Source organism: Streptococcus sp. 27098_8_86 (assembly GCF_041432595.1).
Lineage (GTDB): Bacteria > Bacillota > Bacilli > Lactobacillales > Streptococcaceae > Streptococcus > Streptococcus pneumoniae_F.
Window position 1 is genome coordinate 14,680 of sequence record NZ_JAPVZW010000004.1, and the last position, 14,873, is coordinate 29,552.

The window sequence follows — 14,873 nt, forward strand, 5'->3', positions numbered from 1 at the left end:
TTTCTTGTATTGTAAAATGGTCTCTAGTATTATATCACATTCTCGCTTCATTCTTTTGATAAAATCGTAAAAATCTAGTATAATAGATAGAACTGAAAGTATGAGGTTACTAGCAATGAAAATGAAACAAATTAGTGATACAACTTTAAAAATCACGATGTCTTTAGAGGATTTGATGGATCGTGGCATGGAGATTGCTGACTTTCTCGTTCCTCAAGAAAAAACAGAAGAATTCTTTTACGCTATCTTAGATGAGTTAGAGATGCCTGAGAGCTTTTTAGATACAGGTATGTTGAGCTTCCGTGTGACTCCAAAACCTGATAAGGTTGATGTTTTTGTAACCAAATCAAAGATTGACCAAAATCTAGATTTTGAAGACTTATCGGATTTGCCAGACATGGAAGAATTGGCTCAAATGTCGCCAGATGAATTTATCAAAACCTTGGAAAAAAGTATCGCAGACAAAACAAAGGATGATATCGAAGCCATTCAATCTCTAGAGCAAGTAGAAGCCAGGGAAGAAGAGCAGGAACAGGCTGAACAAGAAGCTGAGAGCAAGAAAGAACCTTATATCTACTATATCCTTTCTTTTGCTAAGTTGGCTGACTTGGTGTCTTTTGCTAAGACAGTGACTTTTGAGATGGAAACTTCTGAACTCTACAAGATGAATGAGCGCTATTATTTGACCATTTTAGTGGATATTGAAAATCATCCAAGTCCATATCCAGCTTGGCTTTTGGCCCGTATGCGCGAGTTTGCGGAAGATAGTGACATCAGTCGCTCAGTCTTGCAGGAGTACGGTCAAGTCTTGATCAATCACGATGCAGTGCTCAATCTGCAAAAGATTGGATAATCATTTCTGGAAAGCTATTTCTAGATTTTAAGAAGAGCGAATCATCGGATTCGTTTTTTTCTAGACTGAAATAGTGATTTACTATAATAGGAATTTTCACAAAATTCTGTTATAATGGCTATATTAGAAAATTTCGAGGAGACAAACATGACAGTTAAAATTGCTTTACTAGGATTTGGTACCGTTGCAAGTGGTGTGCCTTTCCTCCTAAAGGAAAATGGAGAAAAAATCAATCAATCAGCACATTCAGAGATTGAAGTTGCTAAGGTGTTGGTCAAGGATGAAGATGAAAAGAATCGCTTGCTTGCAGCAGGGAATGACTTTAACTTTGTAACCAATGTGGATGATATTTTGTCAGATCAAGACATTACGATCGTAGTGGAATTGATGGGGCGTATCGAACCAGCTAAAACCTTTATCACTCGTGCCTTGGAGGCTGGCAAACACGTTGTGACTGCTAACAAGGACCTTTTGGCTGTCCATGGTGCAGAATTGTTAGAAATCGCTCAAGCTAATAAGGTAGCACTTTACTACGAAGCAGCAGTAGCTGGTGGGATTCCAATTCTTCGTACTTTAGCAAATTCCTTGGCTTCTGATAAAATCACGCGCGTGCTTGGAGTAGTCAACGGAACTTCCAACTTTATGATGACCAAGATGGTGGAAGAAGGCTGGTCTTACGATGATGCTCTTGTGGAAGCACAAAGACTAGGTTTTGCAGAAAGTGACCCGACAAATGATGTAGATGGGATTGATGCAGCCTACAAGATGGTGATTTTGAGCCAATTTGCCTTTGGTATGAAGGTTGCCTTTGACGACGTAGCCCACAAGGGAATCCGTAACATCACACCAGAAGATGTAGCTGTAGCCCAAGACCTTGGTTATGTAGTGAAATTGGTTGGTTCTATCGAGGAAACTCCTTCAGGAATTGCTGCAGAAGTAACTCCAACCTTCCTACCTATAGCACATCCACTTGCCAGTGTGAATGGCGTAATGAACGCTGTTTTTGTAGAATCTATCGGTATCGGCGAGTCTATGTACTACGGACCAGGTGCTGGTCAAAAACCAACTGCAACAAGTGTTGTAGCAGATATTGTCCGTATCGTTCGTCGCCTGAATGATGGTACCATTGGCAAAGACTTCAACGAATACAGCCGTGACTTGGTCTTGGCAAATCCTGAAGATGTCAAAGCAAACTACTACTTCTCAATCTTGGCTCCAGACTCAAAAGGTCAGGTCTTGAAGTTGGCTGAAATCTTTAATGCCCAAGATATTTCCTTCAAGCAAATCCTTCAAGATGGAAAAGAAGGTGACAAGGCGCGTGTCGTGATCATCACACACAAGATTAATAAAGTCCAGCTTGAAAATGTCTCAGCTGAATTGAAGAAGGTTTCAGAATTCGACCTCTTGAATACCTTCAAGGTGCTAGGAGAATAAGATGAAGATTATTGTACCTGCAACCAGTGCCAATATCGGGCCAGGTTTTGACTCGGTCGGTGTAGCTGTAACCAAGTATCTTCAAATTGAGGTCTGCGAAGAACGAGAAGAGTGGTTGATTGAACACCAGATTGGCAAATGGATTCCTCATGACGAGCGTAATCTCTTACTAAAAATTGCTTTACAAATTGTACCAGACTTGCAACCAAGACGCTTGAAAATGACCAGTGATGTTCCCTTGGCGCGTGGTTTGGGTTCTTCCAGCTCGGTTATTGTAGCTGGGATTGAATTAGCTAACCAACTTGCAAATCTTAATTTAACTGATCACGAAAAACTGCAGTTAGCAACTAAGATTGAGGGACATCCTGACAATGTGGCACCCGCCATCTATGGTAATCTCGTTATTGCAAGTTCCGTTGAAGGGCAAGTTTCAGCTATTGTAGTAGACTTCCCAGAGTGTGATTTCCTAGCCTACATTCCAAACTATGAATTGCGTACTCGAGACAGCCGTGGTGTCTTGCCTAAGAAATTGTCCTATAAGGAAGCTGTTGCTGCTAGTTCGATCGCTAATGTGGCGGTTGCGGCCTTGTTGGCAGGAGACATGGTGACCGCTGGGCAAGCAATCGAGGGAGACCTCTTCCACGAGCGCTATCGTCAGGACTTGGTGAGAGAATTTGCGACGATTAAGCAAGTGGCCAAAGAAAATGGTGCCTATGCAACCTATCTATCTGGTGCTGGACCGACAGTTATGGTTTTGGCTTCTCATGACAAGATACCAACGATTAAGGCAGAATTGGAAAAGCAACCTTTCAAAGGAAAACTTCATGACTTGAAAGTTGATACCCAAGGTGTCCGTGTCGAAGCAAAATAAAGAATAGATGATAGGATGGGGAAACTCTCGACCAGAGGGCTTCCTATCCTTTTTTTGAAAAGAATTCGAGTTAAAAACATGATAAAGGAGAAATAAAGATGGCAGAAATTTATCTAGCAGGTGGTTGTTTTTGGGGCCTAGAGGAATATTTTTCACGCATTTCTGGAGTGCTAGCAACCAGTGTTGGTTACGCTAATGGAAAAGTCGAAACGACCAATTATCAGCTGCTCAAGGAAACAGACCATGCAGAAACGGTTCAAGTGATTTACGATGAGAAGGCAGTGTCACTTAGAGAGATTTTACTTTATTATTTCCGTGTCATCGACCCTTTATCGATTAATCAACAAGGGAATGACCGTGGTCGCCAATATCGAACTGGGATCTATTATCAGGATGAATCAGACCTACCTGTTATCTACACAGTGGTGCAGGAGCAGGAGCGCATGCTGGGCCGAAAGATTGCAGTAGAGGTGGAGAAACTTCGCCACTACATTCTGGCTGAAGATTATCACCAAGACTATCTTAAGAAGAATCCTTCAGGTTACTGTCATATCGATGTGACCGATGCTGAGAAGCCATTGATTGATGCCTCTAACTATGAAAAGCCTAGCCAAGAGGTGTTAAAGGGCAGTTTATCTGAAGAATCCTATCGTGTTACCCAAGAAGCTGCTACAGAGGCTCCATTTACCAATGCCTATGACCAAACCTTTGAAGAAGGGATTTATGTAGACATCACGACGGGTGAGCCACTCTTTTTTGCCAAGGATAAGTTTGCCTCAGGATGTGGTTGGCCAAGTTTTAGCCGTCCGATTTCCAAGGAATTGATTCATTATTACAAGGACATGAGCCATGGAATGGAGCGAATTGAGGTTCGTTCTCGATCGGGGAATGCTCACTTGGGTCATGTTTTCACAGATGGCCCTCGGGAGTTAGGTGGACTTCGTTACTGTATTAATTCTGCATCCTTGCGTTTTGTATCCAAGGATGAGATGGAAGAGGGAGGATATGGCTATCTACTGCCTTACTTAAACAAATAAAACAGAGAGGGTGGGTGCTTCCCACTTTCTTCATTTCCAGAATACGAATAGAAGGGATTTATGAAACACCTATTATCTTACTTTAAACCCTACATCAAGGAATCAATTTTAGCACCCTTGTTCAAGTTACTAGAAGCTGTGTTTGAGCTCTTGGTTCCCATGGTGATTGCTGGGATTGTTGACCAATCCTTGCCCCAGAAAAATCAAGGTCATCTCTGGATGCAGATTGGTTTGCTCCTTATCTTTGCAGTAATTGGTGTTGTAGTGGCCTTAATAGCCCAGTTCTACTCAGCTAAGGCTGCGGTGGGTTTTGCCAAGGAATTGACAAACGACCTCTATCGTCATATTCTATCTTTACCTAAGGACAGTAGAGACCGTTTGACAACTTCTAGCTTGGTCACTCGCTTGACTTCGGATACCTACCAGATTCAGACTGGTATCAATCAATTCCTGCGTCTCTTTTTACGAGCGCCTATTATCGTTTTTGGTGCCATTTTTATGGCTTATCGAATCTCAGCTGAGCTGACTCTCTGGTTTTTGGTCATGGTTGTGATTCTGACAATCGTTATTGTAGGCCTTTCTCGGTTAGTCAATCCTCTCTACAGCAGCCTGAGAAAGAAAACGGATCAACTAGTTCAAGAAACACGCCAGCAAATACAAGGGATGCGGGTTATTCGTGCTTTTGGTCAAGAAAAACGAGAGTTACAAATTTTTCAAACCCTTAACCAAGTCTATGCTAGATTACAAGAAAAGACAGGTTTCTGGTCTAGTTTATTAACCCCTCTAACCTATCTGATTGTTAATGGAATCCTCCTAGTCATTATCTGGCAGGGATATGTTTCTATTCAAGGAGGATTGCTCAGTCAAGGTGCTCTCATTGCCCTTATCAACTATCTCCTACAGATCTTGGTGGAATTGGTCAAGCTAGCCATGCTGATCAATTCTCTCAACCAGTCCTATATTTCAGCTAAGCGAATCGAGGAAGTCTTTGCTGAGGCTCCAGAGGATATCCATTCAAAATTAGAACAAAAGCAAGCTACCAGCGAGCAGGTTTTACAAGTTCAAGAACTGACCTTTACCTATCCTGATGCGGCCCAGCCTTCTTTGAGAGACATTTCCTTTGATATGACTCAAGGGCAAATCCTTGGTATCATTGGGGGAACAGGTTCTGGTAAATCAAGCTTGGTGCAAGTCTTACTTGGAATTTACCCAGCAGACAAGGGGAGCATTTACCCTTATCGAGATGGATCTAGTCCTCGTAATCTTGAGCAGTGGCGGTCTTGGATTGCCTATGTGCCCCAAAAAGTCGAACTCTTTAAGGGAAGCATTCGTTCCAACTTGACTCTGGGTTTCAATCACGAAGTAACGGACCAAGAACTTTGGCAGGCCTTGGAAATTGCACAAGCCAAGGATTTTGTCAGTGAAAAGGAAGGACTTTTAGATGCTCTAGTTGAGACAGGAGGTCGAAATTTCTCAGGTGGACAAAAACAAAGGCTGTCTATCGCTCGCGCAGTATTGCGCCAAGCTCCATTTCTCATCCTAGATGATGCGACTTCGGCCCTCGACACCATTACCGAGTCTAGGCTCTTGAAAGCTATTCGAGAAAATTTGCCAAATACGAGCTTAATTTTGATTTCTCAAAGAACATCGACTTTACAGATGGCTGACCAGATTCTCCTCTTGGAAAAAGGTGAGCTTCTAGCTATCGGCAAGCACGAGGACTTGATGAAATATAGTCAAGTTTATCGCGAAATCAATGGATCCCAACATGGAAAGGAGGGCTAGTATGAGACGACAAACTGCAAATCAAACACTCTCACGTTTGGCTAAGGATTTAGCAAGCCATCCCTTCCTCCTTTTCCTAGCCTTTCTAGGAACTATTGCCCAGGTTCGCTTATCAATTTATCTACCTATTTTGATTGGACAGGTCATTGACCAGGTCCTTGTGGCTGGTTCTTCACCAGTTTTTTGGCAGATTTTCATTCAAATGGTCTTGGTAGTCATAGGAAATACCCTTGTGCAGTGGACCAATCCTCTCCTCTATAATCGCTTAATTTTCTCTTATACCAGAGACTTACGAGAGAGAATAATCAACAAGCTCCATCGTTTACCGATTGCCTTTGTAGATAGGCAAGGTAGTGGGGAGATGGTTAGTCGTGTAACCACGGACATCGAACAGCTGGCAGCTGGCTTGATCATGATTTTTAACCAATTTTTTATTGGTGTCTTGATGATTTTGGTTAGTATTCTAGCTATGATCCAAATTCATCTCCTCATGACTCTCTTGGTCTTGCTGTTGACACCACTGTCTATGGTGATTTCACGCTTTATTGCTAAACGCTCCTATCATCTCTTTCAGAAGCAAACAGAGACGAGGGGAATTCAGACTCAGTTGATTGAAGAATCGCTTAGCCAGCAGACCATTATCCAATCCTTTAATGCTCAAAGAGAGTTTATCCAAAGACTGCATGAGGCTAATGACAACTACGCAGGCTATTCGCAGTCGGCCATCTTTTATTCTTCAACGGTCAATCCTTCGACTCGCTTTGTCAATGCGCTCATTTATGCCCTTCTAGCTGGAGTAGGAGCTTATCGTATCATGATGGGTTCCACCTTGACTATCGGACGTTTAGTGACCTTTTTGAACTATGTTCAGCAATACACCAAGCCCTTTAACGATATTTCTTCAGTTTTGGCTGAATTGCAAAGTGCCTTGGCTTGTGCAGAACGTGTTTATGGAGTCTTAGAGAGTCCTGAGGTGGCTGAAACAGGTAAGGAAGTCTTGACCAGTGACCAAGTTAAGGGAGCTATTTCTTTTAGACATGTCTCTTTTGGCTACAATCCTGAAAAGATTTTGATTAAGGATTTATCTATTGATATTCCAGCTGGTAGCAAGGTGGCTATTGTTGGTCCGACAGGTGCTGGAAAATCAACCCTTATCAATCTCCTCATGCGTTTTTATCCCATTAACTCGGGAGATATCTTGCTGGATGGGAAATCCATTTATGACTATAGTCGTGCCTCTTTACGTCAACAATTTGGCATGGTGCTACAGGAAACTTGGCTCAAGCAAGGGACCATTCATGATAATATTGCCTTTGGACATCCTGAAGCCAGTCGGGAGCAGGTGATTGCTGCTGCCAAAGCAGCCAATGCAGACTTTTTCATCCAACAGCTACCTCAAGGCTATGATACCAAGTTAGAAAATGCTGGAGAATCTCTTTCTGTCGGTCAGGCTCAGCTCTTGACCATAGCCCGAGTCTTTCTGGCTATTCCAAAGATTCTTATCTTAGACGAGGCGACGTCCTCCATTGATACGCGGACAGAAGTGCTGGTACAGGATGCCTTTGCCAAACTCATGAAAGGGCGAACAAGCTTTATTATTGCCCACCGCTTGTCTACCATACAGGATGCAGATCTGATTCTAGTCTTGGTGGATGGCGATATCGTGGAACATGGAAATCATCAAGATCTCATGGCTAGAAAAGGTAAGTATTACCAAATGCAAAAGGCTGTAGCTTTTAGCTCTGAATAAGCCTTTCTACTTTGAAATCTTATGGACAAAAAAAGTTGCCTTCGGGTGACTTTTTTGTTACAATAGCTAGAAAAATTGTTCACTGTAAATTGTCTTTTAGAAAAGGAGCCTAGAATGAAAGTCTTTCAGCATGTAAATATCGTGACTTGTGACAAAGATTTCCATGTCTATCTAGATGGAATCTTAGCCGTTAAGGATTCTCAAATCGTCTATGTCGGTCAAGAGAATTCAGAGATTTTAGAGCAAGCTGAGCAGATTATAGACTATCAGGGATCCTGGATTATGCCTGGTTTGGTCAATTGTCACACCCATTCTGCTATGACGGGATTGAGAGGAATTCGAGATGATAGCAATCTCCATGAATGGCTCAATGATTATATCTGGCCTGCAGAAGCTGAGTTTACTCCCGACATGACTACCAAGGCGGTCAAAGAAGCTCTGACAGAGATGCTCCAGTCAGGAACAACAACCTTCAACGATATGTATAATCCTAATGGTGTGGAGATTGAGCAGATTTATCAGGCAGTGAAAGATTCCAAGATGCGTTGTTATTTCTCACCGACCCTCTTTTCTTCAGGGGCAGAAACAACTGCTGAGACCATAAGCAGAACACGAGCAATTATTGAGGAAATTTTAGGATATGAAAATCTAAATTTCAAGGTTATGGTAGCACCACATTCTCCTTACAGCTGTAATCAAGACTTGCTGCAAGCGAGTTTAGATATGGCAAAAGAGTTTGCTATTCCAATCCATATCCACGTGGCGGAGACCAAGGAGGAGTCAGGCATTATCCTGAAACGCTACGGCAAACGCCCCCTCGCTTTTCTAGAAGAACTGGGTTACTTAGATCATCCGTCCGTCTTCGCTCACGGGGTCGAATTAAACGAGAGAGAAATTGAACGCTTGGCAACTTCTCAAGTGTCTATTGCCCACAATCCTATCAGTAATCTCAAATTGGCATCAGGGATTGCTCCTATCATTCAACTGCAAAAAGCAGGAGTAGCAGTCGGAATTGCGACGGATTCGGTTGCCTCCAACAACAACCTTGATATGTTTGAGGAAGGACGAACAGCAGCCCTTCTTCAGAAGATGAAAAGTGGAGATGCCAGCCAATTTCCGATCGAAACAGCCCTCAAGGCACTGACAATCGAAGGGGCTAAGGTTCTAGGAATGGAAAATCAGATAGGAAGTCTAGAAGTCGGCAAGCAAGCAGATTTTCTCGTTATTCAACCACAAGGGAAAATTCATCTCCAACCTCAGGAAAATATGCTTTCTCATCTGGTTTATGCAGTTAAATCTAGTGATGTAGATGATGTTTATATTGCCGGAGAACAGGTTGTTAAGCAAGGTCAAGTCCTGACAGTAGAACTTTAAAAGAAAAATCACGAAAAAATTTTAAAAAAAGTTTGCAAAAATCTTGCATTCTTTTTTTGACTATGCTATACTTATATACGGTTTGAAAAAACTGCCTAAGACAGTAGGGGAGCTCGACTCATAAATATCCTACCGAGGACAAAACGTATCATGTAAAAAGAAGCGTATTGTACTTTCGTGTCTAGGTTTGGGCGCGTTTTTCTTTTGGAAAAATTCCCCAAGCAAAATAATAACGGAGGTGAACACACTAATGAGTGAAGCAATTATTGCTAAAAAAGCGGAACTAGTTGACGTAGTAGCTGAAAAAATGAAAGCTGCTGCATCTATCGTCGTTGTTGACGCTCGTGGTTTAACAGTTGAGCAAGATACAGTTCTTCGTCGTGAGCTTCGTGGAAGCGAAGTTGAGTATAAAGTGATTAAAAACTCAATCTTGCGTCGTGCAGCTGAAAAAGCTGGTCTTGAAGATCTTGCATCTGTATTTGTTGGACCATCTGCAGTAGCATTTTCTAACGAAGATGTTATCGCACCAGCGAAAATCTTGAACGATTTTGCTAAAGACGCTGAAGCACTTGAAATTAAAGGTGGTGCAATCGAAGGCGCTGTCGCATCTAAAGAAGAGATTCTTGCTCTTGCAACTCTTCCAAACCGCGAAGGACTTCTTTCTATGCTCCTTTCTGTACTTCAAGCGCCAGTGCGCAACGTTGCTCTTGCAGTCAAAGCGGTTGCAGACAACAAAGAAGACGCAGCTTAATCTTAAGCTACGCAGCGTAGCCTAGCTACGAAATCTATTATAAATTTAAAACATATTTGGAGGAAATAACAATGGCATTGAACATTGAAAACATTATTGCTGAAATTAAAGAAGCTTCAATCCTTGAATTGAACGACCTTGTAAAAGCTATCGAAGAAGAATTTGGTGTAACTGCAGCTGCTCCTGTAGCTGTTGCTGCAGCTGGTGCTGCTGACGCTGGTGCTGCTAAAGATTCATTCGACGTTGAATTGACATCTGCAGGCGACAAAAAAGTTGGCGTTATCAAAGTTGTACGTGAAATCACAGGTCTTGGTCTTAAAGAAGCTAAAGAACTTGTTGACGGTGCACCAGCACTTGTTAAAGAAGGCGTTGCAACTGCAGAAGCTGAAGAAATCAAAGCTAAATTGGAAGAAGCTGGAGCTTCAGTTACTCTTAAATAATAGAGCGACTACATTAGTAGCTTAAAAACATGATTAAACCGCTATTCTTAGGAGTAGCGGTTTTTCTTGTTTTATATAGGGGATTGCTCCAAAGATAATAATTTATAAGTATGAGTTGCCTTTTCAATAAATGGGTTATATAATAGTAATATAGGTATGGAAGATTAATCTTATAATTTATAGTTTTCATTTTAGAGGAGAAAAGATGGCATTAAATTTGTTTGATGTTATTCGTTATGAAGGTGAAGATACAAGGAATATACTTGCTTGGAGACATCCTAAAACGAATATCAAGATAGGAGCAACTGTAATTGTAAACCCTGGTCAGTGTGCTGTATTGTTTTCAAATGGAAGAGCAGTAACTACTTATGATGCTGGTAAACATAAGATTGAAGGATATGATATTCAAGTAGTTTCAGGAATAAAAAACTTTCTAAGTGGAGGTATTTCGTCTGACTCATTGTTTTTGTGGTTTGTGAATATGTATGATTTACAACCGATTGGATGGGGAACTTCTTCTCCTATAATGGTTCGAGATCCAGAAAGTGATATTCCTGTAGAATTGAAAATACATGGGAATTTCATTCCTCGAATTGTAGACTTAGAAGCTTTTATATTAGAATTTATGCCAAGTCACCCCGATATTATAACAGCTCCTATTTTACAAAAACGGTTTAGACAAACTGTTAGTGGGTTGATTAGTTCAGCTATTTCACAAGTAATATACAACCATAAGATTCCAATTCTTGATATTGAAATGCACAGTTTTGATATGTCTGTTGCTTTGTCAGCTATTTTATCCAGCCATTTTTCTAAATATGGAATTAGTATTGAGGAATTTAACATTGAGGCTTTAAAGGTAAATCAGAATAGCAATGGATATAGAGAAATCTTTAAATTCCACAAGCAAATTTTGGAAGCCAAAAGCAAGCAGGCTGGTCGAGATATTGAAGAGTATACTTATCAAGAAGAGAGACAATTTGATCTTTTAGAAGAGGCAGCAAAAAATAATGATTCTGCAGGAAATCTAATGGGAGCAGGCGTGGAAATAGCTATGGGACTTTCCTTGGGAGCTAAATTTAGCAACTTGGTGGATCAGATTGAAGATAGGAATTCATTTGACAAAGATGTGAATCAGCATCAAACTGACCTCAAAGGAGAAACAGGCTTAGCTAAGTTTTGTAGCCAATGCGGGACTGCTTTTTTGGAAGGAGCAAACTTCTGTTCTAATTGCGGGCACGAAAGATAGTTCAAATGATTGGAAAAATCATTTTTATATCAATCTTGTTTAAGCATTATCTTTAATCTTTGATTTTTTACATTTTCAAATTTACTTTTGTTTTATTTGGGAAGTCTGGTATTGCCAGAATTTCCCTTTTTCTTAGAAATTTGAAAACTATGATTTCTTTGTTTGTATTTTTAAATCATTCAATTTATGTAATTCTAAGTATGGAAATGTATGAATAAATACAATGATTCCCTGAAAGATATTAGGAAATCTTTTTAAAAGAGTAAGGGATTACTTAGACAAGTTCTATGACAGGAGGATATTTTGGATGTACCAAGTATTTCGTTTATTAAGTATACTTTTTATGGGATTAACAAGTGCAACATTTTTTCTTTCACTATGGGCTATAACTCTATTTCTTGAACATGGTAGGCCGATTTTCTCAATATTGATTCCTATTATTTTTTCTTTATCAGGTTTCTTTTTGTCATCCTTTGCATTTTATAGCTTTGGTATTTTAGAAAATATAAAAATTAAAGTCAAAGCTTTGGATGAGATATATAATGGGAAAGCTCTTTATAGAGAATATATAGCAACTAGAGGAGAAGATAGGTGAAACAGTATATTAAGAATAATTGGAAAAAAGGCTTTCATTGGTTAATTTCAAATATAGTAATACTCTGTTTTGTAGTTTTATCACTTGCTATCTTTTCTATAGATGATGAACCAAGAATCTTTATATTGAAAAATCTTGATTTTATAATTTTGGCAAAATCTATTGGAATTCCCGTTGTTATCAGTTTTTTATTTTTATCATTTCAAAATGTTACCTTTGTGCCAGTTGCTTTAGTTATTTTATATTTGTTTCGAGAAACAATTAAAGATTCCTTTTCCTTGAAGAAATTAAAACAGAAGAATTTACTTCAAATGCTTGTTTTAATCATTTTATCATCATTTTTTGAATATGAAAAATCTAGGGAATGGTCTATTCGATTTTTATTTCTTTTAGTTCCTTGGTATTTGCTTAGTGTGATTTTAATTTTGGTAATGACTTATTGTGAGTCTAGGAGACAAGAAGAAGTCAAGAAACGAAATCAAATACAAGCTTTATTCACTTTATTTGAAAAGCACCAGATTAACAAAAATACATATCCCGTTATTTGTCCATCATGTAGTGGTGAGAATCTGCTTGACCTAGGGCAAGGTAAATCATGTGATTATTGTGGTGCATGGTTATCTAGAAAGGAAATATAAATGAGACGCTATCGTTTAATCATTTCCAAGGTTGTTTATCCTATAGTATCTTTCATATGTATTGTCACCGGATTGAAATTTTATCAGTACATTGATAACTACATAAGATGGATTTTAGGAAAAAAAGAAGGTTTACTTTATGATTTCTACTTTATCTGGCTTTTAATAGTTACAATTTTGTTTGTTTTATTTTTCCTATTTTTGATTATATCGTCTTTTTTATTTTTGAAACAGCCACGTATGAAACAATATGATAAAGCTTTGATAACAGTTCTTAAGTTTGAAGAACAAGGTGAAGATGTTATTGAAATTAAAGGGAAAGAATTGCGAGATGAGTTATCTTATCGACTATCAGCAAAACGTGTTTATTGTCCTACTTGTCATATGCCAACAGATGGAGTAATTGGAACTGAATTGACCTGTGCAACTTGCGGTAAAGCTTTTATAGTGTATTAATTTTAGGATAATCGAAATGCTATTATCTTATAGCTATTTTGATATTGTTTCTAAAACCTAGCAAGTTTATTTTCTTTAAAACACAAAAAGCAACAACTGTCTAGCTGTTGCTTTTTGTTAACTTTTTTCAAGTATTAAACAATACCTTGTGCAATCATAGCGTTTGCTACATTTTCAAAGGCAGCAATGTTAGCTCCTGCAAGGTAGTCTTTATCAAGACCGTATGTTTCTGAAGTTGTTTTAGCTGTGTTGAAGATGTTTGTCATGATGTCTTTGAGACGTCCATCAACTTCTTCACGAGTCCATGAGAGGCGAAGGCTATTTTGGCTCATTTCAAGAGCTGAAACGGCTACACCACCAGCATTGGCAGCTTTTGCAGGTCCGTAAAAGATACCATTTTCTTTGTAGACTTTGATGGCATCAAGGTCGCTTGGCATGTTGGCACCTTCAGATACACAGATAACTCCTTGAGCAACCAAACGTTTAGCTGCTTCACCGTTGATTTCGTTTTGAGTAGCACATGGAAGAGCGATATCATAGTTTCCAGCGTAAGTCCATACAGAACCTTCATGATAAGTAGCGGTTGCTTTCTCAGCTGCATACTCAGTCAAACGAGCGCGACGTTTTTCTTTAACATCAACCAAAAGATCGAAGTCGATACCATTTTCATCGATGACGTAACCATTTGAATCAGATACAGAGATAACAGTTGCACCAAGTTCAGTCGCTTTTTGAAGAGCGTATTGAGCAACGTTACCAGAACCTGAAATAACAACTTTCTTACCAGCAAAGCTGTTACCGTTAGCTTTAAGCATTTCTTCAGTGTAGTAAACCAAACCGTAACCAGTTGCTTCTGGACGAATCAAGCTACCACCAAATCCAAGAGGTTTACCAGTCAAGACACCAGCATCAAATTGGTTAAGACGCTTGTATTGACCGTAAAGGTAACCAATCTCACGTCCACCAACACCGATATCACCAGCAGGTACGTCAAGTGATGGTCCGATGTGTTTTTGCAATTCAGTCATGAAGCTTTGGCAGAAGCGCATCACTTCAGCATCTGTTTTACCTTTAGGATCGAAGTCTGATCCACCTTTACCTCCACCGATTGGAAGTCCAGTTAAGACGTTTTTGAAGATTTGTTCAAATCCGAGGAATTTCAAAATCCCTTGGTTTACAGTTGGGTGGAAACGAAGTCCGCCTTTGTATGGTCCAACAGCTGAGTTGAATTGAACACGGTAACCACGGTTTACTTGAACTTTTCCATCACGGTCAACCCAAGGAACACGGAAAGAAATCACGCGCTCTGGTTCAGTAATACGTGCCAAGATATTTTCTTCGATATACTCAGGGTGTTTTTCAAATACAGGTTCCAAAGTGTTAAAAAATTCTTCAACAGCTTGGAGGAATTCAGCCTCGTGCCCGTTACGAGCTTTTACAGTTTCAAACACGCTTTGGATATATTCTTTAGCAGATGTCATATCGTTCTCCTTAAATTCTAATTTAATTATGTGTGTCATTATAGCAGAATTTTTTTTAACTGTAAAGAGAAAAAACAAAAATTTTCTAAAAATTCTATCAATTTAGTTTTGAGACTTTTTGAAAATAGATAAAAAACGAACCTTTTTCTTGTAAATATC

Annotated in this window: 14 protein-coding genes and 1 other annotated feature; of the genes, 13 read left to right on the forward strand and 1 reads right to left on the reverse strand. The window is 39.6% G+C overall.

The features are described 5' to 3' along the window. Positions 1-115: 115 nt before the first annotated feature. The 13 genes from mecA to O3616_RS04945 all read left to right on the forward strand — a co-directional run bounded on the left by mecA (position 116) and on the right by O3616_RS04945 (position 13,233). On the forward strand, positions 116-853 hold the full coding sequence (mecA, locus tag O3616_RS04885; RefSeq protein WP_371638265.1) for an adaptor protein MecA: 738 nt from the start codon (positions 116-118) through the stop codon (positions 851-853). Positions 854-1,000: 147 nt separating this feature from the next. After that, on the forward strand, positions 1,001-2,287 hold the full coding sequence (locus O3616_RS04890) for a homoserine dehydrogenase (protein WP_371638266.1): 1,287 nt from the start codon (positions 1,001-1,003) through the stop codon (positions 2,285-2,287). A gap of 1 nt (position 2,288) precedes the next feature. Then, a complete protein-coding gene (gene thrB / locus O3616_RS04895; RefSeq protein ID WP_371638267.1) occupies positions 2,289-3,158 on the forward strand; it encodes a homoserine kinase in 870 nt (289 codons plus the stop codon). A 98-nt stretch (positions 3,159-3,256) separates the two neighbouring features. Continuing rightward, entirely contained in the window at positions 3,257-4,195 is a 939-nt protein-coding gene (gene msrB / locus O3616_RS04900; RefSeq protein ID WP_371638268.1) for a peptide-methionine (R)-S-oxide reductase MsrB, read from the forward strand. 60 nt (positions 4,196-4,255) lie between these two features. After that, the gene (locus tag O3616_RS04905; RefSeq protein WP_371638269.1) at positions 4,256-5,980 is read left to right on the forward strand and encodes an ABC transporter ATP-binding protein; all 1,725 of its coding nucleotides are present in this window, start codon (positions 4,256-4,258) and stop codon (positions 5,978-5,980) included. A 1-nt stretch (position 5,981) separates the two neighbouring features. Then, entirely contained in the window at positions 5,982-7,730 is a 1,749-nt protein-coding gene (locus tag O3616_RS04910; protein WP_371638270.1) for an ABC transporter ATP-binding protein, read from the forward strand. A gap of 114 nt (positions 7,731-7,844) precedes the next feature. Further along, positions 7,845-9,104: a TRZ/ATZ family protein gene (locus O3616_RS04915; protein ID WP_371638271.1), complete on the forward strand. Its 1,260-nt coding sequence runs from the start codon at positions 7,845-7,847 to the stop codon at positions 9,102-9,104. Positions 9,105-9,180: 76 nt separating this feature from the next. Next, positions 9,181-9,316, forward strand: a sequence feature (ribosomal protein L10 leader region). Between the two features lie 38 nt (positions 9,317-9,354). After that, a complete protein-coding gene (gene rplJ / locus O3616_RS04920) occupies positions 9,355-9,855 on the forward strand; it encodes a 50S ribosomal protein L10 (RefSeq protein ID WP_045606104.1) in 501 nt (166 codons plus the stop codon). Positions 9,856-9,926: 71 nt separating this feature from the next. Further along, the gene (rplL, locus tag O3616_RS04925; protein ID WP_001196965.1) at positions 9,927-10,295 is read left to right on the forward strand and encodes a 50S ribosomal protein L7/L12; all 369 of its coding nucleotides are present in this window, start codon (positions 9,927-9,929) and stop codon (positions 10,293-10,295) included. Positions 10,296-10,500: 205 nt separating this feature from the next. Beyond that, on the forward strand, positions 10,501-11,544 hold the full coding sequence (locus O3616_RS04930) for an SPFH domain-containing protein (protein ID WP_061590081.1): 1,044 nt from the start codon (positions 10,501-10,503) through the stop codon (positions 11,542-11,544). A 307-nt stretch (positions 11,545-11,851) separates the two neighbouring features. Beyond that, the gene (locus tag O3616_RS04935; RefSeq protein ID WP_004259684.1) at positions 11,852-12,139 is read left to right on the forward strand and encodes a hypothetical protein; all 288 of its coding nucleotides are present in this window, start codon (positions 11,852-11,854) and stop codon (positions 12,137-12,139) included. Continuing rightward, a complete protein-coding gene (locus O3616_RS04940; protein ID WP_020901491.1) occupies positions 12,136-12,777 on the forward strand; it encodes a hypothetical protein in 642 nt (213 codons plus the stop codon). Before O3616_RS04935 ends, O3616_RS04940 begins: the two co-directional genes overlap by 4 nt. Beyond that, positions 12,778-13,233: a hypothetical protein gene (locus tag O3616_RS04945; RefSeq protein ID WP_371638272.1), complete on the forward strand. Its 456-nt coding sequence runs from the start codon at positions 12,778-12,780 to the stop codon at positions 13,231-13,233. Between the two features lie 134 nt (positions 13,234-13,367). On the opposite strand, the gene gdhA is transcribed toward O3616_RS04945, so the two are convergent. Beyond that, positions 13,368-14,714 carry an NADP-specific glutamate dehydrogenase gene (gdhA, locus tag O3616_RS04950; protein WP_000199532.1) on the reverse strand — a complete coding sequence of 449 codons (1,347 nt, stop codon included), beginning with the start codon at positions 14,712-14,714 and terminating at the stop codon, positions 13,368-13,370. Positions 14,715-14,873 lie beyond the last annotated feature (159 nt).